At 52.3% G+C, this 19,421-nt stretch carries 20 protein-coding genes; 6 read left to right on the top strand and 14 right to left on the bottom strand.

The features are described from left to right. Positions 1-13: 13 nt before the first annotated feature. The 3 genes from dxs to xseB are packed head-to-tail and all read right to left on the bottom strand — an operon-like array spanning position 14 to position 3,043. A complete protein-coding gene (gene dxs, locus AC3ITF_RS17015) occupies positions 14-1,876 on the bottom strand; it encodes a 1-deoxy-D-xylulose-5-phosphate synthase (RefSeq protein WP_115259241.1) in 1,863 nt (620 codons plus the stop codon). 24 nt (positions 1,877-1,900) lie between these two features. Continuing rightward, positions 1,901-2,800 carry a (2E,6E)-farnesyl diphosphate synthase gene (gene ispA / locus AC3ITF_RS17010; protein ID WP_115259240.1) on the bottom strand — a complete coding sequence of 300 codons (900 nt, stop codon included), beginning with the start codon at positions 2,798-2,800 and terminating at the stop codon, positions 1,901-1,903. After that, positions 2,801-3,043 carry an exodeoxyribonuclease VII small subunit gene (gene xseB / locus AC3ITF_RS17005; protein WP_096759458.1) on the bottom strand — a complete coding sequence of 81 codons (243 nt, stop codon included), beginning with the start codon at positions 3,041-3,043 and terminating at the stop codon, positions 2,801-2,803. It lies immediately after the preceding gene. 194 nt (positions 3,044-3,237) lie between these two features. Between xseB and thiI the strand changes: the two genes are divergently transcribed. Next, a complete protein-coding gene (thiI, locus tag AC3ITF_RS17000; RefSeq protein ID WP_135912466.1) occupies positions 3,238-4,686 on the top strand; it encodes a tRNA uracil 4-sulfurtransferase ThiI in 1,449 nt (482 codons plus the stop codon). Positions 4,687-4,791: 105 nt separating this feature from the next. Here thiI and AC3ITF_RS16995 read toward each other — a convergent pair whose 3' ends face one another. From AC3ITF_RS16995 to panE, 3 genes are read right to left on the bottom strand one after another with little or no spacing between them, the layout of a single operon-like run. Next, entirely contained in the window at positions 4,792-5,874 is a 1,083-nt protein-coding gene (locus tag AC3ITF_RS16995) for a hypothetical protein (protein WP_489175866.1), read from the bottom strand. 32 nt (positions 5,875-5,906) lie between these two features. After that, positions 5,907-6,497 carry a protein deglycase YajL gene (gene yajL / locus AC3ITF_RS16990; protein WP_096758078.1) on the bottom strand — a complete coding sequence of 197 codons (591 nt, stop codon included), beginning with the start codon at positions 6,495-6,497 and terminating at the stop codon, positions 5,907-5,909. Then, the gene (panE, locus tag AC3ITF_RS16985; protein ID WP_117342117.1) at positions 6,460-7,371 is read right to left on the bottom strand and encodes a 2-dehydropantoate 2-reductase; all 912 of its coding nucleotides are present in this window, start codon (positions 7,369-7,371) and stop codon (positions 6,460-6,462) included. The genes yajL and panE overlap by 38 nt, the downstream gene beginning before the upstream one ends. 174 nt (positions 7,372-7,545) lie before the next feature. On the opposite strand from panE, the gene AC3ITF_RS16980 reads away from it, so the two are divergent. After that, complete coding sequence (locus AC3ITF_RS16980; RefSeq protein ID WP_096758076.1) at positions 7,546-8,037, top strand: YajQ family cyclic di-GMP-binding protein; 492 nt, start codon at positions 7,546-7,548, stop codon at positions 8,035-8,037. A gap of 94 nt (positions 8,038-8,131) precedes the next feature. Here AC3ITF_RS16980 and AC3ITF_RS16975 read toward each other — a convergent pair whose 3' ends face one another. Further along, on the bottom strand, positions 8,132-9,496 hold the full coding sequence (locus AC3ITF_RS16975; RefSeq protein ID WP_174360580.1) for an MFS transporter: 1,365 nt from the start codon (positions 9,494-9,496) through the stop codon (positions 8,132-8,134). A 183-nt stretch (positions 9,497-9,679) separates the two neighbouring features. Here AC3ITF_RS16975 and AC3ITF_RS16970 point away from each other — a divergent pair, with 183 nt between their 5' ends. The 3 genes from AC3ITF_RS16970 to AC3ITF_RS16960 are packed head-to-tail and all read left to right on the top strand — an operon-like array spanning position 9,680 to position 10,982. Then, entirely contained in the window at positions 9,680-10,162 is a 483-nt protein-coding gene (locus AC3ITF_RS16970) for an Hcp family type VI secretion system effector (RefSeq protein WP_489175865.1), read from the top strand. 11 nt (positions 10,163-10,173) lie between these two features. After that, entirely contained in the window at positions 10,174-10,623 is a 450-nt protein-coding gene (locus AC3ITF_RS16965; protein ID WP_174360582.1) for an STM2901 family protein, read from the top strand. After that, positions 10,623-10,982 carry a DUF1493 family protein gene (locus AC3ITF_RS16960; RefSeq protein ID WP_489175864.1) on the top strand — a complete coding sequence of 120 codons (360 nt, stop codon included), beginning with the start codon at positions 10,623-10,625 and terminating at the stop codon, positions 10,980-10,982. The genes AC3ITF_RS16965 and AC3ITF_RS16960 overlap by 1 nt, the downstream gene beginning before the upstream one ends. A gap of 94 nt (positions 10,983-11,076) precedes the next feature. Here the strand turns inward: AC3ITF_RS16960 and cyoE are convergent, their stop codons facing one another. The 7 genes from cyoE to AC3ITF_RS16925 all read right to left on the bottom strand — a co-directional run bounded on the left by cyoE (position 11,077) and on the right by AC3ITF_RS16925 (position 18,693). Beyond that, positions 11,077-11,967, bottom strand: a complete 891-nt coding sequence (cyoE, locus tag AC3ITF_RS16955) for a heme o synthase (RefSeq protein ID WP_096758073.1) — start codon at positions 11,965-11,967, stop codon at positions 11,077-11,079. An 11-nt stretch (positions 11,968-11,978) separates the two neighbouring features. Then, on the bottom strand, positions 11,979-12,308 hold the full coding sequence (locus tag AC3ITF_RS16950) for a cytochrome o ubiquinol oxidase subunit IV (RefSeq protein ID WP_096758072.1): 330 nt from the start codon (positions 12,306-12,308) through the stop codon (positions 11,979-11,981). Beyond that, the gene (locus AC3ITF_RS16945; RefSeq protein ID WP_096758071.1) at positions 12,308-12,922 is read right to left on the bottom strand and encodes a cytochrome o ubiquinol oxidase subunit III; all 615 of its coding nucleotides are present in this window, start codon (positions 12,920-12,922) and stop codon (positions 12,308-12,310) included. Before AC3ITF_RS16945 ends, AC3ITF_RS16950 begins: the two co-directional genes overlap by 1 nt. Next, positions 12,912-14,903 (bottom strand): cytochrome o ubiquinol oxidase subunit I, encoded by a 1,992-nt coding sequence (cyoB, locus tag AC3ITF_RS16940; RefSeq protein WP_096758070.1) that lies wholly within the window; start codon positions 14,901-14,903, stop codon positions 12,912-12,914. The genes AC3ITF_RS16945 and cyoB overlap by 11 nt, the downstream gene beginning before the upstream one ends. Positions 14,904-14,922: 19 nt before the next feature. After that, complete coding sequence (gene cyoA / locus AC3ITF_RS16935; protein ID WP_115259235.1) at positions 14,923-15,870, bottom strand: cytochrome o ubiquinol oxidase subunit II; 948 nt, start codon at positions 15,868-15,870, stop codon at positions 14,923-14,925. A 725-nt stretch (positions 15,871-16,595) separates the two neighbouring features. Further along, positions 16,596-18,071, bottom strand: coding sequence for a muropeptide MFS transporter AmpG (gene ampG, locus AC3ITF_RS16930; RefSeq protein ID WP_137362732.1), 1,476 nt, complete (start codon positions 18,069-18,071; stop codon positions 16,596-16,598). Between the two features lie 43 nt (positions 18,072-18,114). Next, positions 18,115-18,693, bottom strand: a complete 579-nt coding sequence (locus AC3ITF_RS16925; protein WP_096758067.1) for a lipoprotein — start codon at positions 18,691-18,693, stop codon at positions 18,115-18,117. A 307-nt stretch (positions 18,694-19,000) separates the two neighbouring features. Here AC3ITF_RS16925 and bolA point away from each other — a divergent pair, with 307 nt between their 5' ends. Further along, a complete protein-coding gene (bolA, locus tag AC3ITF_RS16920) occupies positions 19,001-19,318 on the top strand; it encodes a transcriptional regulator BolA (RefSeq protein WP_096758066.1) in 318 nt (105 codons plus the stop codon). Positions 19,319-19,421: the final 103 nt, after the last annotated feature.

Raw genomic sequence — 19,421 nt, 5'->3', positions numbered from 1 at the left:
AGCGGGGAGGGGATTATGCCAGCCAGGCCTTGATTTTGGCCTCAATGCCGGCGGCATCAAGACCGAGATCGGCGCGCGCTTCGTCCTGTGTCCCCTGTGGGATGAAGAAGTCAGGCAGACCAATGTTAAGCACCGGAACCGGCTTACGATGCGCCATCAGCACTTCGTTTACGCCGCTGCCCGCGCCGCCCATAATGGCGTTTTCTTCAAGCGTAACCAGCACCTCGTGGCGGGCCGCCATCTCCAGAATCAACGTTTCGTCCAGCGGTTTGACAAAGCGCATATCGACCAACGTGGCGTTCAGCGATTCCGCAACCTGAGCGGCTTCTGGCATCAGGGTGCCGAAGTTAAGGATTGCCACTTTTGTCCCGTGACGCTTCACGATGCCTTTACCAATAGGTAATTTTTCCAGCGGTGTCAGCTCAACACCAACCGCATTACCGCGCGGGTAGCGCACCACGGCCGGGCCGTTAGTGTAGTGATAACCGGTAAACAGCATCTGGCGGCATTCGTTTTCATCGCTCGGGGTCATAATGACCATCTCCGGGATGCAGCGCAGGAAAGAAAGATCGAACGCGCCCTGGTGGGTTTGTCCATCCGCGCCCACGATCCCCGCGCGATCCACGGCGAACAGGACCGGCAGTTTCTGAATGGCGACATCATGCAGCACCTGATCGTAGGCGCGTTGCAGGAAGGTGGAATAAATCGCGACCACCGGCTTATAGCCGCCAATTGCCAGTCCGGCAGCAAAGGTCACCGCATGCTGCTCGGCAATCGCCACGTCGAAGTAGCGGTCCGGGAATTTACGTGAAAACTCCACCATACCGGAGCCTTCGCGCATGGCCGGGGTAATCGCCATCAGCTTGTTGTCTTTGGCCGCCGTTTCGCACAGCCAGTCGCCGAAGATTTTGGAGTAGCTCGGCAGGCCGCCGCTGCTTTTCGGCAGACATCCGCTGGACGGATCGAATTTGGGTACCGCATGGAACGTGATTGGGTCTTTTTCTGCAGGCTCATAGCCACGACCTTTTTTGGTCATGATGTGCAGGAACTGCGGGCCTTTCAGGTCGCGCATGTTCTTCAGCGTGGTGATCAGTCCCAGCACGTCGTGACCGTCTACCGGGCCGATGTAGTTAAAGCCCAATTCTTCAAACAGCGTACCCGGCACCACCATGCCTTTAATGTGTTCTTCGGTACGTTTAAGCAGCTCTTTTATCGGCGGCACGCCGGAGAAGACTTTCTTCCCGCCTTCACGCAATGAGGAATACAGTTTGCCGGAGAGCAGTTGTGCCAGGTGGTTGTTCAGCGCGCCGACGTTTTCTGAAATCGACATTTCGTTGTCGTTCAGGATAACCAGCATGTCGGGCTTAATATCGCCCGCGTGGTTCATGGCTTCAAACGCCATGCCGGCAGTGATGGCACCGTCGCCAATCACGCAAACGGTACGGCGCTCTTTGCCTTCTTTCTCGGCGGCAACCGCAATGCCAATACCGGCGCTGATGGAGGTGGAGGAGTGTCCGACGCTTAAAACGTCATACTCGCTCTCGCCACGCCAGGGGAACGGATGCAGGCCACCTTTTTGGCGGATGGTGCCGATTTTATCGCGGCGCCCCGTCAGAATCTTGTGCGGGTACGCCTGATGTCCCACATCCCAGATTAACTGGTCAAACGGGGTGTTGTAGACGTAGTGCAGCGCGACGGTCAGCTCCACCGTGCCCAGACCGGAGGCAAAATGCCCGCTGGAACGGCTCACGCTGTCGAGCAAATAGCGGCGCAGTTCGTCGCAAAGCTTGGGCAGGCTCTCTTTTGGCAGCAGGCGTAACTCCTGGGTGGAGTCGACCAGCGCCAGGGTCGGGTATTTGGCTATATCAAAACTCATCGCAAGCTCATCGGATATGTTGGTTTATTTATCACGCTGGATTATGTAGTCCGCTAGCGCTTCCAGTGCCGAGGTATCGAGTGACTGTGCGGCCAGCAGACTGAGCGACTGGCGGGCATCCTCGATTAAATCCCGGGCTTTATTCCGGGCTTGCTCAAGACCCAGAAGTGCAGGATAGGTACTTTTGCCAAGCTGCTGGTCGGCACCCTGACGTTTACCCAATGTTGCAGTATCGCCTACCACATCCAGTATGTCATCCTGAACCTGGAACGCCAGACCGATGCTTTCGGCGTACTTGTCGAGTATCGGCAGGACGTTTCGGCCTTGGTCTCCGGCACTTAATGCCCCCAGACGCACGGCGGCGCGAATTAAGGCCCCGGTTTTATGGCGATGGATTTTCTCCAGCGCCTCCAGCTCAACCTGGAGGCCTTCAGCCGCCAGATCCAGCGCCTGACCGCCGCACATGCCGGCAATACCGCTGGCCTGAGCCAGTTCAGAGATCATGGCGATGCGGTCACGGTCGGCGACCTCCGGCATGGGGGCGTCACTGATAATGGAAAACGCCAGCGTTTGCAGCGCATCACCCGCTAAAATCGCATTCGCCTCGCCAAACTTAACGTGGCAGGTCGGCAGGCCGCGTCGCAGATCGTCGTCGTCCATCGCGGGTAAATCATCGTGCATCAGCGAATAAGCATGGATGCACTCAACCGCCGCGGCGGGAGCGTCGAGCGTACTCAGGCTGACGCCAAACATCTGACCGGTTGCGTATACCAGGAACGGGCGCAGACGTTTACCGCCTAATAATGCGCCATACTGCATGGTCTCTACCACGGGAGTGTTCTGAAAGGGCAATGGCGCGATAAAACGGCTCAGTGCCTGGTTGGCCTGCTCAACGCAAGCCTGTAGCTGCTGCGTAAAATCCATTTACTCATTATCCGGTGTAAAAGGCGTGAGGGCGGCATCTTCCGTCTCAGACAGCAGGATTTGCACGCGCTGTTCAGCCTGTTGCAACTTAACCTGTCCCTGACGCGCCAGCTGTACGCCACGTTCGAATTCGTTCAGCGCCTCTTCCAGCGGCAGGTCGCCGCTTTCCAGACGGGTAACAATCTGTTCCAGCTCGCTCAGCGCTGTTTCAAAGCTGGCGGGCGCTTCATTTTTCTTCGGCATAATGAATGTCTGACTCTCAATATTTTCAGCCCAAGCCATGGTAACGGACTTCGGGCAATTATCAAATAATGCGCAATGTGCACAGGAAGCTCGCGTAGTGGTATACTTCCGCGCCTGGATGCAGCCGCAGGTATGGGCTGCTGTATTATTCCCCAATACAAGCCTTTGATGCTTGCCAAAGAACCATTGCCGCCATGAAGTTTATCATTAAATTGTTCCCAGAAATCACCATCAAAAGCCAATCTGTGCGTTTGCGCTTTATAAAAATTCTGACAGGGAACATCCGTAACGTTTTAAAACACTATGATGAAGACCTTGCTGTCGTCCGCCACTGGGACCATGTTGAGGTTCGCGCCAAAGATGAAACCCAGCGTCTGGATATTCGTGACGCGCTGACCCGTATTCCGGGGATCCACCATATTCTCGAAGTGGAAGACGTGCCGTTTACCGATATGCACGATATCTTCGAGAAAGCGCTGGTGCAGTACCGCGATCAACTGGAAGGCAAAACCTTCTGCGTGCGCGTGAAGCGCCGTGGTAAGCATGAGTTTAGCTCCATTGAAGTGGAACGTTATGTTGGCGGTGGGCTGAATCAACATATTGAATCCGCGCGCGTGAAGCTGACCAAGCCTGATGTGACCGTCAATCTTGAAATCGAAAACGACCGACTGCTGCTGGTGAAAGGTCGCTACGAAGGTATTGGCGGCTATCCGATTGGCACCCAGGAAGACGTACTGTCGCTGATTTCCGGCGGTTTTGACTCTGGCGTTTCCAGCTATATGTTGATGCGTCGCGGCTGTCGCGTGCACTACTGCTTCTTTAACCTCGGTGGTGCGGCGCACGAAATCGGCGTTCGTCAGGTGGCGCATTACCTGTGGAACCGCTTCGGGAGTTCGCATCGCGTACGTTTTGTCGCCATCAATTTTGAACCGGTGGTGGGTGAGATCCTCGAGAAAGTTGACGATGGCCAGATGGGCGTGGTCCTCAAGCGTATGATGGTTCGCGCGGCGTCTAAAGTGGCCGAGCGCTACGGCGTCCAGGCGCTGGTGACCGGTGAAGCGCTTGGGCAGGTATCCAGCCAGACGCTGACTAACCTGCGTTTGATCGACAACGTCTCCGACACGCTGATCCTGCGTCCGCTGATCTCGCACGATAAAGAACACATCATTAATCTGGCGCGTGAAATTGGTACCGAAGACTTTGCTCGAACCATGCCGGAGTACTGCGGTGTTATCTCAAAAAGCCCGACGGTAAAAGCCATTAAAGCGAAGATTGAAGCCGAAGAACAAAACTTCGATTTTGCCATCCTCGATAAAGTGGTGGAAGAAGCCAATAATATCGATATCCGCGATATCGCTCAGCAGACCGAGCAGGCCGTGGTGGAAGTTGAAACCGTGAGCGGTTTTGGCCCCAACGACGTGATTCTGGACATCCGCTCTGTGGATGAACAGGATGATAAGCCGCTGAAAGTGGAAGGCGTGGACGTGGTTTCGCTGCCGTTCTACAAGCTGAGCACCCACTTTGGCGATTTGGACCAGAATAAAACCTGGCTGCTGTGGTGTGAACGCGGTGTGATGAGCCGCCTGCAGGCGCTGTATCTGCGCGAGCAGGGTTTTGCAAACGTGAAGGTGTATCGCCCGTAGTGACTTCTGCCTGATGGCGCTGCGCTTATCAGGCCTACAAGCTGTAGGTCTTTGTAGGCCTGATAAGGTGTTTACATCGCCATCTGGCAATGTTGTGCGAAAGCGTTATTCAAATCGAACGGGGAGCGTCTTCCCGTTCGATTCCCAGACGCCTTGATAGACACCGTCTTTCAATTCCAGCGTCATCTTCTCTTGCGCCTGTTCTGCGTCAGAGGTCTTCAGTTCATAATGTTGATTGTTGGCAGTGTCGCACTTGCCGGTTAATTCAATCGGTGCGCCAAATTTCTGGTAGAAGTAAGCCCCTTCAAAATAATCACCGTATTTGCAGTCCACCTTCAACACAATACGCAGGCTTTTTCCCAGCGTGCCGTACATCACCTTGCCGTCGATGCCGGGCGCGGGCTCAACCGGTGTTGTACCCTTTGCGCCAGTCAGATACTGGCCGTATGGCGTGAACTGATTATGCAGTTCTGCGGTCGGGATTTTTGTTGTGAAATCGCCCAGTTCGTCACCCGCGCGGTTGGCGTGGTTGCTACAGCGTCCGTTCAGGAAAGCCAGATGATCTTTTTGCAGGGAGAATTTGTCGATGTAGTACAACCCGTCGGTGTAGGTGGCGCATGAGGCGTAGAAGTCGTCATAGCCCAAATCTTCACCGTCTTCCTCTTTTATTGGCTCCGACTTTTGTGATTTCTGTGCGGCAACAAAGGTATCAATTTGGCTGCGGATATCTTTTCTGATGCGGGTGTTTAATTCAGCCATCGTGGCGCGGGAAAAGAGATCGTTAAGGGTAATTGCTGCGCCATTGGCTAAATCGAAGCTCATCGGCACATTATACGACTCGCAATAGGCTCCGCAGCCTTCGGCAAACATATTCAGGGTCAGCACATTGGCGTCGCGATATTCGACTGTGTAGTCAAGGTTGGCGGTGGAATTCATCTCTGATTTCGCAAACTGATTCACTGTCGCCTGTGGGTTATTCCCTGGTAACCGATTGATGAAGCTTGCGAAAATATAATCGTTAATACGTTTTGCAACCTGCGGGTTATCCGTTGAGGAAAACCATGGCACGCGATACTGCATTTCAGTGCTATTGGGATAACGGTACTCAAGGCTCTTAATTTCAAGCTGGGTTGCGGCGGTGGTGCTGGAAAGGAGCAGTAAAACCACTCCGCTCAGATATCCTTTCATAACGGTTCCTTTTAGAGGGAGTGGCCTAAGTGTTACTCGTAGTAGTTATAAATGCCTGCGGGCATCACCAGTTGTGACGCCACTTCATGAGCCTTTTCGCGACTGACCAGCAGATCAATGATTTTTAAGCCAAAATCAATTGATGTTCCTGGCCCCTGGCTGGTCAGCAGGTTGACGCGCGGATCCCAGACGACGCGTTTGTCCTGCCATTGTTCAGCGGGGATTTTGTCTTTCAGCGCCGGGAAGCCGGTCATATTGCCGATGGGGAAAATGTCATGCGGAACCAGCACGGTGGCGGCTGCGGCACATATAGCTGCCACAATACGCCCAGAACGATGAAACTGTTTAACGGTTTCAATCAGCAGCGGGCTGTCGCGAAAACATTCTGCGCCTTTAATGCCGCCGGGCAGCACGATAATGTCGTAATCGCCGTCGGCGACTTCAACCAGCGGTGCATCCGCCAGCAACTTGACGCCGCGCGAGCAGACAATCGTCAGGTCGCCATCGCTGGCTACGCTGGCGGTTGTCACCTGGATCCCGCCTCGAACCAGCAGATCGATAGTGGTGACCGCTTCGGTCTCTTCACTACCAGGGGCGAGACATACCAGTGCTTGAGCGCTCATATTCACTTTCCTTTCGCTTTACCATTTCAAACAGGTGGGCATTTTCCGGGACGGCGATGCCGTGCGCACGCGCACGTTTCAACAAATAACCGGTAATGTAGTCAATCTCCGTATGGCGCAGAGCACGAATGTCCTGCAGCATGGATGAGATATTTTCTGCCGTACTGTCAATTACTTGCTCAACATAATAGCGTAAATCGTCCACGGATGTATGGTGGCCTTCGCGTTCGATAACCGCCGCCACTTCCTCGCATATCTGCGCTATTTTTTCAGGATGCTGGCGTAACTCGCCGTTTTGGCAGTTCCACAGCGCGGTGAGTGGGTTAATGACGCAATTGACTGCCAGCTTGCGCCACAGTTCAGCGCGGATGTTGTCGTGCCAGGCAACGTCAGGCAGCACCTCTTGCAGGATCTCAGCCAGATAACTGAAATCGCCATCCTGTTCACGCGCCGGGCCGATGCGCGTTGTTCCTTTCGCCACATGGATTATGATGTTGCCATCACGGCGAGCGGCCTGCGTGGTGGTGCCTATCAACAGTGGTTGCGTAATGCTTTGCAGCTCATCAATGGTGCCCATTCCGTTGTGAATCAACAGAATTGGGGTGGTCTTTGGCAGAATAGTTGCCAGGCTTTTTACCGCATCAGAAACCTGCCAGGCTTTCAGCGTCACCAGTAACAGATCGCTTTTTGCCAAAAAGTCGGGATCGTTTGCCGTCAGGGATTCATTAAAAACTGACCCATCCGTGTCAATCAAATTCACGCTGCAATAAGGTTGTGGCACGCGTAGCCACCCTTGAACCTCATGTCCATGTTTGCATAGCGCGGTAAGCCAAAGCTGCCCTAAGGCTCCGCATCCCAGTACGGTAATTCTCATTCATCCTCCTCACCTGCAACAGCACCAGGTGCTAATCCATATCGTCTGCATCCCATTATTGTTCGCCGCTACCATTGGCACGTACAATTAGGGGATACAGCCTAGTATAGCGCTGTCTGTTGAGTAACTTTGCAGGTATTATGCTTCGCATCAAAAACGAAGGGAGAGGAAAAGATGCCATCTTTCGATATTGTCTCTGAAGTTGATCTTCAGGAAGCGCGTAACGCGGTCGATAACGCGAGCCGCGAAGTGGAGTCACGCTTCGATTTTCGTGGCGTTGAAGCCACTTTTGAGCTGAACGAAGCCAATAAGACCATTAAGGTGCTGAGCGAGTCTGATTTCCAGGTTAATCAGTTGCTGGATATTTTGCGCGCCAAGCTGCTGAAGCGCGGGATTGAAGGGACGTCACTGGACGTACCGGAAACCTTTACGCACAGCGGAAAAACCTGGTTTGTGGAAGCGAAGCTGAAGCAGGGCATTGAAAGCGCGGTACAGAAGAAAATCGTCAAGCTGATTAAAGACAGCAAACTGAAGGTGCAGGCGCAGATTCAGGGCGAAGAAATTCGTGTGACCGGCAAAGCGCGTGACGATCTGCAATCCGTCATGGCGTTGGTGCGTGGCGGCGATCTCGGCCAGCCGTTCCAGTTCAAGAACTTCCGCGACTAAGCCGTTCTGCCTGATGGCGCTACGCTTATCAGGCCTACCGATCGCAGACGCTATTTGTAGGCCGGATAAGGCGATAGTCGCCATCCGGCAATCCTCACGCCTGGCTTATCGCCTGCTCAATTTCAAATCGATTGGTCACTTTGCTGTCGATTTTCACATAGGCAGAATGCTCTTTTGCCACAATTAACACCTCACTCACGCCTTCTTTTGCCTGCAGTCGCTGTTTTAGTGTGTCATCTGCGGCGATCTCAGGGGGGATCTCCACGCGCAGGCTGCTGACATACGGCGGCTCTTTCATCGTGCTGGCCACCAGTAGCCAGATTGCAGCCAGTAATGCGCCTGCCAAAAATACCGCCTGACCATCAAACATTTCGACCACCCAACCGCCCAGTGAACCACCGATGGCGACACCGAGGAACTGGCTGGTGGAGTAAACGCCCATCGCCGTTCCTTTATAACCCGCCGGTGATTCTTTGCTGATGAGCGAGGGGAGAAGTGCTTCCATCAGGTTAAAGGCGAGGAAGAAGAGCTGAACACCTGCAATCAGCCCCCAGAAACGAATGTTAGCGCTCCACAGGACAATCTCAGCAGCCAGGATCAGCACCACACACGACAGAAATACCCGCTTCATCCGGCGTTTTACTTCGGCATAGATGATGAACGGCACCACGGAAACAAAGGACAGCAGCATCGTCACCAGATAAATCTTCCAGTGTTCGGCGGCGGGAAAGCCTGCTTTTGCCAGCTGGCCTGGCAGGGCGACGAAAGTGGACATCAGTAAAATATGCAGGCACATGATGCCAAAATTGAGCTTCAGCAGTTTAGGCTCCGCCAGGACTTTACTGAAGCTGCCTTTGACCATGCCTGATTCGCGGTTCAGCACGTGGGTGGTGCTATTGGGAACCACCCAAATGGTCAGTACGATGCCGGTGGTTGCCAGTGCGGCGATCATCCAGAACAGCGCATGTAATCCCAGCGCGTGGGTAACGATCGGCCCAAGCACCATGGCAATGGCGAAGGTGATACCAAAGCTGACGCCAATAAACGCCATCGCTTTTGTGCGGTTTTGTTCGCGGGTTAAGTCAGATAGCAGCGCCATCACCGCGGCGGCAATCGCCCCGGAACCCTGCAGTGCACGTCCGAGTATAATTCCCCAGATAGAGTCCGAGAGCGCGGCAATCACGCTACCGAAAACGAATATCGCCAGCCCACCGACGATAAGCGGTTTACGACCGATGCGGTCGGAAAGCAAGCCGAAGGGGATCTGGAAGACCGCTTGTGCCAGACCATAAATGCCGATGGCAAGCCCGATCAGCGCTTCGCTGGCGCCCTGCAGCGCCATGCCATAGGTGGTCAGAACCGGCAGGACCATAAACATGCCAAGCATGCGCAACGAGAATACGGTCCCTAAACCCCAGGTGGCGCGCAACTCACCGGGCGTCATTTTATAATCGTTCATTCCCACCTCTGTTTTAATTTCGCGCCTAGTGTAAAGCGGGGAGAGGATGGGGTAAACCACATACAATATGTGGAGCCGTGAAGAGGTGTAAAAACTGTTGTTACGATGGCAACTAATTTACATGCAATAATTTCAAGTGTACATTTTTTGTGGTCTTTTTTTACGGAATAAGGAACAGGGAAAATGGCGATTCCGGGCAATATGTGGATGTATGACGATGGCGGCGCGCTGATCAAAGGCGGGTGCGACGTGAAGGGACGAGAAAACAGTATTGAATTTAAGGGGTTTCATCATAATCTCTCTATCCCTACCGATAATGCAACGGGTAAGCCAACAGGCACACGCCAGCATTCGCCGATGATGATTGTCAAAGAGTTCGACTACTCTAGTCCGTATTTATACAAAGCGGTTGCAACAGGCCAAAATCTTAAGTCTGCTGAGATTCGTTGGTACAAGATTAATGATGCGGGTCAGGAGGTGGAGTATTTCAATATGCTGCTCGAAGGCGTGCGGATTGTCTCCGTTTCTCCCACAATGGCTGGTCCAAAGGACATGAACAATAACCATCTTGAAACCATCGAATTACGCTACGAAAAAATCACCTGGAAGCATTGCGACGGGAACATTATCTATACCGATGCATGGAATGACCGGCAGACGGCATAATAGGTGATTGAATGGACACTACGGAAGAAGCTAAGGGTACCTATTGGTATCACGGTCACAGCAATCTATCAGCTGGGGAATTGTTCGATCTCATCTTTCTGGAACAGTTTTGTGATGAGTTAGGAATTGGTATTGAATCGGGAGCCGCTATTCTGGCTGGTCAACCTTGGTTGAAGACAAGACAGAAACCTTCTGGGGCTATTGAAGGAACAAGTGTTGTTTCCAAATACGGGAGAATGCTTCTGAGAGATGCGCGGGTTCCATTTGGTATTAAAGTCCCCACCCCAGTGGGTTTCAGGATACAAAGCACTAACAAACTTGCTGCTGTGATTGCTCGGTATATACCTTGGCTTGGGTGGATTGGTCTAGTAAATGCACTTGTGCAAGTATCAAGAAAGACGCAGCTAAAATACAATTTAATTGCTCGACCTAAAGATCGCATTCAGTGGACATCATTCTAATGAGTATTCAAGACGATGTGTTAAAGCTTTTCAGGGAAGAAATACCTGGGTTTTTGGATGAAAACTGGAAGGAGGTTCCTTTAGAACTCGACTCAGAATTGTTTGACGCCCCCGGTGATGATCTCCACAGTGCTCTGGATAGATATGAGAAAGAGTTCAAAGTCGATTTATCATGTGTGAACTGGAAACCTTATTATCCATGGCACAATCTGCCACTATTCACGAGATGGTTCAAAGCTAAACGGGAAGAAGTGGAAGCAACACGTTTACCGTTAACCGTAAGGATGTTTGCTGAGTCGGCTGAAGCGGGGAAATGGCAGTTTGAAATCTGGACGAATAATAAACTGGAAGATGCCTGATGGGGTTACGTTTATCCGGCCTACAAGCAATGTGCTTTTTGTAGGCCGGATAAGGCGTTAGCCGCCATCCGGCATAGAAGATGTGACGATTAACTTACCAGACGTAAGTCAGCAGGTTCTGAGAGTTTGGCACCATAAAGTCGACGGACATCATCACGGAAAGCGCGGTGATGGCAATGATGGAGAAACCGAACAGCTTGCGCGCCCAGACTCTGTCATCTTCCACTTTGTACCCACGCAGCGCCATGCCTAACCACCAGACGCTGACCGCAGCCGCCACAACCAGATATTTGTAGCCGGCGTAACCGCCCAGAGACAGCATCAGCGTGGCGATAGCAAAGGCGATGATATACAGCGTGATATGGTTCTTCGCCACCGAAATGCCTTTCACCACCGGCAGTACCGGAATGTTGGCAGCCTGATAATCCTTAAAGCGGAAAATCGCGATGGCGTAAGAGTGCGGCATCTGCCACAGGCTGAAAATCGCCAGCAGAATCAGCGCACCGCTGTCAAAGCTCCCCGTCACGGCGCAGTAGCCAATCACCGGCGGCGCAGCGCCGGAGAGTGAGCCAATCAGCGTACCGTAGACCGAGTGGCGTTTCATGTACAGGCTGTACACGCCAACATAGACCACGAAGCCCATCACCCCCAGCCAGCAGGCCAGAGGGTTCGCGCCAAACCACAGCAGCATAAAGCCAGCAATACCCAGCAAGGTGGCGTATACCAGCGAGACCGCAGGAGAAATCAGACCTTTAACCAGCACACGGTTTTTGGTCCTCTCCATCTTCCTGTCGATATCCCTGTCGATGTAGTTGTTAAATACACAACCCGACGCCACAACCAGTGACACCCCAACCAACGTGTAGATAAACAGGGGATAATCAATGCTGCCTTTAGAGGCTAGCAGGAATCCACCAATCACCGAGATCAGGTTGCCAAAGATGATGCCTGGTTTCGTTACTTGCAGGTATTGCTTAAACATCATAATCGCCGCTCTTAGTGCATCATCATGTTGTAGTTCAGGTTCCACATAATCCAGATGGAGCCCACAACCAGAATGGCGATGATTAGCACAGTAAAGACAAAGGCCGTCATGTTCCAACCTTCATCAGATTTGCTATTCATGTGCAGGAAGCACACCAGGTGAACCAGTATCTGTACCACTGCCATAATGAGGATAGTCCCCAGAATAACGGCAGGAGAGGCAGAACCTGTCATCACCATCCAGAACGGAATGACCGTCAGGATGATAGACAGGATAAAACCTGTCATGTAGGTTTTTACGCTGCCATGGGATGCGCCGCCGCTCACGTTTGAATGACTCATTACATCGCCCCCATCAGATAAACAACAGTGAACACGCAGATCCACACCACATCCAGGAAGTGCCAGAACAGGCTCAGGCACATGATGCGGGTACGGTTAGTGCTGGTCAGGCCGCGACGGGCAACTTGCACCATCAGCACCGCCATCCAGATAAGACCGGAAGTGACGTGCAGACCGTGCGTACCAACCAGCGCGAAGAACGCCGACAGGAAACCGCTACGATCTGGGCCCATATCGTTAACAATCAGGTGATGGAATTCATAGATTTCCATCCCGATGAATCCGGCACCGAACAAGAAGGTCAACGCCAGCCAGGAAATCACCTGGCTCTTGTTGTTCTTGTACATGGCAATCGCCGCCATGCCGTAAGTAATGGAGCTGAATAACAGCAGGAAGGTCTCTACCAGGACGAACGGCAGCTCAAAAATGTCCTTACCTGTTGGGCCACCTGCGGTGCCGTTCACCAGAACGGCATAGGTTGCAAACAGAATAGAGAACAGAATGCAGTCGCTCATCAGGTAGACCCAAAATCCGAAGATTTTGTTCTGACCTGCATCGTGGTGCCCGTGTTCGTGCGCGTGGGCATTCGCGTGCGCTAAAGTATCAGTTGCCATTTTTCAGCCCTGCCTTAGTAATCTCATCGAAATGCTGATTTTCCAGTTTTTCGACTTCCGGGACCGGCACGTAGTAATCCACGTCTTCATCAAAGCTTTTCACGATCCAGCTGATAATCATGCCTGCGAAGCTTGCAATTGCCAGCCACCAGATATGCCAGATCATGGCGAAACCAAACAGTGTTGCGAAGGCGGTAATGACGATACCGGCGCCGCTGTTCTTCGGCATATGAATCTCTTCATAGTGCGTAGGTTGCTTATACGCTTCGCCTTTTTCTTTCATTTCCCAGAAGGCATCACGCTCGTGAACGTGTGGCACAACGGCAAAGTTGTAGAACGGAGGCGGGGAAGAGGTTGCCCACTCCAGCGTACGACCACCCCACGGGTCACCGGTCAGGTCACGGTTCTGCTCGCGGTCGCGAATAGACACGTAGATCTGAATCAGCTGGCACAGGATACCCAGTGCAATCAGCGCGGCACCACAGGCGGCAACGACTAGCATCGGATGGAACTGCGGGTCAATCTGCTGGCTGAGACGACGGGTCATACCCATAAAGCCCAGCACATACAGCGGCATAAATGCCACGAAGAAGCCGATGATCCACAACCAGAATGCGCGTTTGCCCCAGGTTTCGTTCAGCGTGTAGCCAAACGCTTTTGGCCACCAGTAGGTCATACCGGCGAAGCAACCAAATACCACGCCGCCGATGATAACGTTGTGGAAGTGCGCAATCAGGAACAGGCTGTTGTGCAGTACGAAGTCCGCACCCGGAACCGCCAGCAGTACGCCGGTCATACCGCCGACTGAGAAGGTCACGATGAAGCCGATCGTCCACAGCATCGCTGAGTGGAATACGATACGGCCCTGATACATGGTGAACAGCCAGTTGAAGATCTTCACCCCGGTAGGGATGGCGATAATCATGGTGGTAATACCGAAGAAGGCGTTAACGTTAGCGCCTGCACCCATGGTGAAGAAGTGGTGCAGCCAAACAACGAACGACAGAACGGTGATACACACGGTTGCCCACACCAGCGAGGTGTAGCCAAACAGGCGTTTACGCGAGAAGGTCGCTGCGATTTCGGAGAACACCCCGAAGACCGGCAGAATCAGAATGTACACTTCCGGATGGCCCCAGGCCCAAATCAGGTTGATGTACATCATCATGTTGCCGCCCATATCGTTGGTAAAGAAATGGGTGCCCAGATAGCGATCCAGGGTTAGCAACGCGACGGTGACCGTCAAGATTGGGAAGGAGGCGATAATCAGGATGTTGGCGCACAGAGATGCCCAGGTAAATACCGGCATCTTGAACATCGTCATACCCGGTGCACGCATCTTGATGATGGTCACAAAGAAGTTGATACCGGTTAAGGTTGTACCGATACCGGACAACTGCACCGCCCATATCCAATAATCAACCCCGACGCTTGGACTGTACTCTATTCCCGAGAGCGGCGGATAGGCCAGCCAGCCGGTCTGTGCGAATTCACCTACGCCCAGAGACAGGTTAACCAGGATAACGCCGACAACGGTGAACCAGAAGCTCAGGTTGTTCAGGAAGGGGAAGGCAACGTCACGTGCGCCGATCTGCAGCGGAACCACCAGGTTCATCAGACCGATAACAAATGGCATGGCGACGAAGAAGATCATGATCACGCCGTGAGCCGTGAAGATCTGGTCGTAGTGGTGAGGTGGCAGGAAGCCCGCTTCACCTGCAGACGCCAGCGCCTGCTGACTACGCATCATGATGGCGTCAGCAAAGCCACGAATCAACATGACGATGGCGACGATGACATACATGATGCCAAGACGTTTGTGGTCAACCGAAGTCAGCCACTCTTTCCACAGGTAGGTCCACTTACCGAAGTAAGTAATGAGGCCCAGTAAGGCCGCCCCACCGATGATAATGGCAGCGATCGTAACCATGACGATTGGTTCATGGAACGGGACTGCATCCAGTGTCAATTTTCCGAACATCGTATTCTTCCTCGGCCCCTTAGTGAGCGGATTCCGCGTGGCTCATGTCCATGCCTTCCATTCCTTCGTGTGCGCTGTGCTCACCTTCTGGTTTGGCCATGTCCATGCTCTTACCGTGAGCCATAAATTTGTTAATAACGTCTTTAAACAAATCCGGTTTCACGTTGGAGAAATATTCCACCTGGTTGTATTCGCTTGGTACAGCCACTTTCTCGAACGCTGCCATGTCACTCATGGTGTTCGTGGACTGTTTAGCTTTAGCAACCCATTGGTCGAATTCGGCGCGGTCCTTTGTTGCGATAGCCTTGAACTTCATACCGGAGAAGCCTGGTCCGCTGTAGCTTGCGGAGATACCATCATAAGTACCGGCTTCGTTGGCGATCAGATGCAGTCGAGTCTGCATACCGGCCATGGCATAAATCTGGCTACCCAGACGCGGGATAAAGAAGGAGTTCATCACGGAGTTGGATGTCACTTTGAATTCAACCGGAGTGTTCGCCGGGAAGGCGATTTCATTCACGGTAGCGATACCCTGTTCCGGATAGATGAAGAACCATTTCCAGTCCATGGAAACCACTTCGATGGTAATGGGCTTCTCGTCATGCGCCAGCGGTTTGCTTGGCTCAAGCGCGTGCGTGGTTTTCCAGGTCAGTACGGCAAGGAAAATGATGATTAAGATAGGCACCGTCCAGACCACAGCTTCCACTTTATTGGAGTGTGACCAGTTCGGGCTGTACTTCGCATCTTTATTGCTTGCACGGTACTTCCAGGCAAAACCAACAGCCATCAAGATGGCAGGAATAACGACGATCAACATCAGGCCAAATGCCGTCAGTATCAATGAACGTTGTTCCAGACCAATCTGTCCTTTAGGGTCAAGCAGCGCAGAATTACAGCCACTGAGTAATGCAGTGCCTGCAATTAATGACAACCATCCCAAACTTTTATTGTATTTCCTGAGTCTCATTTAACGACCTCAATTCCACGGGACCGGGTGGCGTTTAAAGTGTGAGGGCATTTTACGGGAAGGTTACATTACTGTAAACATCATTGGATCTGTGTTACCGGGTTCTGCCGTGCATGTCACATATGTTGCAATATATACCGCGTTGACTTTAAGAACCTGTTGCAACATCACGTTATAACGAAAGCGGGCATGCGGGGGCAGTGCGAAGGGCAATTGGTATAACCAATGCTAAAATAAAACAATTAATTAACAATTGATTATCATTAAAAGGACAATTAGAGAACAAAAAATAGAATGGCGTTGGCTGAATCGAGTAAGGAAAATAGAATTTATAAAAGGCGTCAATAATTTCCAAAATCTATGGCGCACAAAACAACAAATAATATTTTTATTAAGTGTTGTTTATTTAGCCGTTATAATTACGCAGAGTTATTACAACGGCCAAATATGCTCGTCATACTTCAAGCTACGGGTGTGTTGGCAATAACTCGGCCCATCCTGGGCCTCACCCTTACGGGCGCTGTGAACAGCGTTCAAATTCGTTCCCGACGAATTTGTCCTCGCTCACCCCAGTCACTTACTTATGTAAGCTCCTGGGGATTTGCTGCGTCGCCGCGTGATTCGGCCTTTCGGCCTCTCCCCTACGGGGCCAGCGCAAGCGCTGTTCAAAACGCTCACGCCTTTTGTCCCGTAACTCGAATTATTTAGAGCATAAATGTGCAACATCACGCCAGACGCGTTTTGCGCAGCGCCAGATAATCCAGCAATCCACCGAATACCACACCGCAGACTGCGACCACGACCGCAACTTCAAGCAGTTCCGGCAGAAAGGAGAAGTTAGTGTAATCCAGGGCGTTCATTGTCAGCAGTAACAGCCAGACCACCAGCAAACAACAGCCCGCCACCAGCGTCATCAATGCCAGGTTGTACGCGCTACGAAACTCCGTGCGCGGGATAAAACTTTCGTTTTTCCAGCTATGTTCCAGCGTCTGGCGACAGACCAGCAACAGAATAAGGCCTGGGATCGCGGCAAAGACGGAGAACAGATAAAACGTGGGCCAACCGTGTGCTTCGACAAACCAGCCCGCGACCGGGCCGACATAAACGCGCCCCACAGCGGAAAGCGCGGAGAGCAGGGCAAACTGCGTTGCGGAGAAGGATTTATTGCACAGCGTCATCAGCAGAGCAACAAATGCTGCTGTCCCCATCCCACCGCACAGGTTTTCGAAGAATACTGCCGCACCCATGCTAAACATATGTTTGTCGGTAATGGAGAGCAACCAGTAACCCGCGTTCGATGCGCCCTGCAAAATGCCAAAAATCAGCAATGCGCGAAACAGCGACAGGCGTTGCATCAGGATCCCGCCGTACAGTGCGCCAACAATTGTCGCCAGCAGCCCCAGCGTTTTATTGACCACCCCAACTTCACCGGCGTCAAATCCGACGCCGCGGATTAAAAAGGTGGTGGTCAGGCTCATGGCGAAGGCATCGCCAAGCTTATACAGCACAATCAGCAGCAGGATTAACCAGGCGTTGTTACGGCCAAAGAAATCGCGCAGCGGCGCGGCAACTGCTTGTTCCAGCGTTTTAGGGACCGGAATCGCATCTGTGGGTTCGGGGGCTAACAGGGTGGCGATAATACACGGTATCAGCAGGGCCGCCATCAGCCAGTACATGCCCTGCCAGCCAAGCCAGCGATCGGCCATCCACAGCGCCAGGCCACCGGAAACCAGCATCCCTAAGCGGTAGCCGAGCACGCTGATGGCAGCGCCGGTGCCGCGTTCTTCGGCGGGTAAAACATCCGTTTTCCAGGCATCAAAGACGATATCCTGCGACGCTGAGCAAAAGGCGATTACTACCGCCAATGCTGCCATCCATCGCAACTGCGTGCCGGGCTCCAGAAAACCCATTGCAGCAATAGAAATCAGCAGCAAAATCTGTGTGGTCAGCAGCCAGCCTCGACGTCGACCCAAAAACGGCGGTGTGTAGCGGTCCATCACAGGGGACCAGAGGAACTTAAAGACGTAGGCCTGACCGACCAGAGAAAAGAAGCCGATAGTTTTAAGATCGATGTTCTCGACCGTCATCCACGCCTGAAGCGTACCGGAGGTCAGCGCGAGCGGTAAACCGGAAGCAAAACCCAGCATCAGCAGAATTGCTGACTTAGGTTGCTGAAAAATACGTAAGTAGTGACTGGACATGGCGTCTTTAGGCCCGACGTGCGCCGGGCCATAAGGGCAGAAATTAACGTGCGTTCTGCTTGATGAAATCGTGAACGCTGGTGTCCTGAGACATATCAGCGATGGTATCGGTCAGGACGCTGTTAACGGCATCAGCAATATTTTTGTTAGAGGCCTGCAGCGCGCCTTCAACAGAATAGCTTGCGCGGTAGTTTTTGGTCATCTTGTTGCCGTTGGCTGCGGTAGCAATAATGGCGATGTCTGCCTTGGTGGCGATGTTGTAACGCACGCTACCCTGAGACACGTCGGCGTACAGCTGGCTCACGATGATTTGCAGGTTAACAGCACCGTTTGGACCAATCATATAACCGCGTGCGGTCATCTGTTTTTCCAGCACTTCTTGCAGCAGGAAACGCAGATCGCGGGATGCAGTCAGCGTTACCAGTTGATTGTCGCGGGTGACTTTGGCCAGAGCCTGATCCTGACGCTGATCGGCCCCATTAATGCTGAGGGTCACACCCATCAGGCTAGGGTCCTGCTGCGGCAGGGTAATTTTTGGCGAAACGTCAATGGTGGTCGGTGGTGTTGCGCATCCAGCTAACATAAACAGCGCGACTAACGGAAAGAGGATTTTTTTAAACATGCCAGGGGTTCTCAGTGGATCTACATTTTATGGTTAGAGAAAATTCCCGCCATCATAACATTGCCAGAGACGAGGGGAAGTGGGTAACGCATGTAAATTCATTGCGTTGTCCGTTTATCTACTTTGATGAGACCATAAATGGACTTTTTGCAATAAACCGGACAGTTGAATCAGTGAACTTCATTCGTTTGGCTGAGAAAATCAGATAAACGCTAATTTTTTGTTGCTAAGGTGTAATGGAAACGGTAAAAGCGGCTAGTATTTAAAGGGATGGGTGACATCTCAGCGTTGTCGGAGGAAAAATTTCATGATGATTCGTGAGCAAATAGAAGAAAAATTAAGGGCAGCGTTCCAACCCGTGTTCCTCGAAGTTGTGGATGAAAGCTATCGTCACAATGTTCCGGCAGGTTCTGAAAGCCACTTTAAGGTTGTGCTGGTCAGCGATCGCTTTACAGGTGAACGTTTTCTTAATCGTCATCGGATGATTTACAGTACGTTAACGGCGGAACTCTCCACAACCGTACATGCGTTAGCCCTGCATACCTACACCACCAAGGAGTGGGAAGCGTTGCAGGACACGATTTTTGCATCGCCTCCCTGTCGTGGAGCGGGAAGCATCGCGTAGAAAAACGGATTTGCAACAACCGGCGCTTTTCCAGTATGTTGCTACAGATTATGTGAAAACGGCCTACGGGCCGTTTTATTTTGTCTGAATTCTGAGTCAGTCG

The sequence above is a fragment of the Citrobacter sp. KH_055_1 genome (genome assembly GCF_057838705.1).
The sequence above is the reverse complement of the archived record's forward strand: the minus strand, read 5'-3'. Positions and strand labels throughout refer to the sequence as shown.

Excerpts from the sequence above, each read along its gene's own strand:
- dxs (WP_115259241.1), bottom strand. The coding sequence starts at position 1,876 with ATGAGTTTTGATATAGCCAAATACCCGACCCTGGCGCTGGTCGACTCC.
- ispA (WP_115259240.1), bottom strand. The coding sequence starts at position 2,800 with ATGGATTTTACGCAGCAGCTACAGGCTTGCGTTGAGCAGGCCAACCAG.
- xseB (WP_096759458.1), bottom strand. The coding sequence starts at position 3,043 with ATGCCGAAGAAAAATGAAGCGCCCGCCAGCTTTGAAACAGCGCTGAGC.
- thiI (WP_135912466.1), top strand. The coding sequence starts at position 3,238 with ATGAAGTTTATCATTAAATTGTTCCCAGAAATCACCATCAAAAGCCAA.
- AC3ITF_RS16995 (WP_489175866.1), bottom strand. The coding sequence starts at position 5,874 with ATGAAAGGATATCTGAGCGGAGTGGTTTTACTGCTCCTTTCCAGCACC.
- yajL (WP_096758078.1), bottom strand. The coding sequence starts at position 6,497 with ATGAGCGCTCAAGCACTGGTATGTCTCGCCCCTGGTAGTGAAGAGACC.
- panE (WP_117342117.1), bottom strand. The coding sequence starts at position 7,371 with ATGAGAATTACCGTACTGGGATGCGGAGCCTTAGGGCAGCTTTGGCTT.
- AC3ITF_RS16980 (WP_096758076.1), top strand. The coding sequence starts at position 7,546 with ATGCCATCTTTCGATATTGTCTCTGAAGTTGATCTTCAGGAAGCGCGT.
- AC3ITF_RS16975 (WP_174360580.1), bottom strand. The coding sequence starts at position 9,496 with ATGAACGATTATAAAATGACGCCCGGTGAGTTGCGCGCCACCTGGGGT.
- AC3ITF_RS16970 (WP_489175865.1), top strand. The coding sequence starts at position 9,680 with ATGGCGATTCCGGGCAATATGTGGATGTATGACGATGGCGGCGCGCTG.
- AC3ITF_RS16965 (WP_174360582.1), top strand. The coding sequence starts at position 10,174 with ATGGACACTACGGAAGAAGCTAAGGGTACCTATTGGTATCACGGTCAC.
- AC3ITF_RS16960 (WP_489175864.1), top strand. The coding sequence starts at position 10,623 with ATGAGTATTCAAGACGATGTGTTAAAGCTTTTCAGGGAAGAAATACCT.
- cyoE (WP_096758073.1), bottom strand. The coding sequence starts at position 11,967 with ATGATGTTTAAGCAATACCTGCAAGTAACGAAACCAGGCATCATCTTT.
- AC3ITF_RS16950 (WP_096758072.1), bottom strand. The coding sequence starts at position 12,308 with ATGAGTCATTCAAACGTGAGCGGCGGCGCATCCCATGGCAGCGTAAAA.
- AC3ITF_RS16945 (WP_096758071.1), bottom strand. The coding sequence starts at position 12,922 with ATGGCAACTGATACTTTAGCGCACGCGAATGCCCACGCGCACGAACAC.
- cyoB (WP_096758070.1), bottom strand. The coding sequence starts at position 14,903 with ATGTTCGGAAAATTGACACTGGATGCAGTCCCGTTCCATGAACCAATC.
- cyoA (WP_115259235.1), bottom strand. The coding sequence starts at position 15,870 with ATGAGACTCAGGAAATACAATAAAAGTTTGGGATGGTTGTCATTAATT.
- ampG (WP_137362732.1), bottom strand. The coding sequence starts at position 18,071 with ATGTCCAGTCACTACTTACGTATTTTTCAGCAACCTAAGTCAGCAATT.
- AC3ITF_RS16925 (WP_096758067.1), bottom strand. The coding sequence starts at position 18,693 with ATGTTTAAAAAAATCCTCTTTCCGTTAGTCGCGCTGTTTATGTTAGCT.
- bolA (WP_096758066.1), top strand. The coding sequence starts at position 19,001 with ATGATGATTCGTGAGCAAATAGAAGAAAAATTAAGGGCAGCGTTCCAA.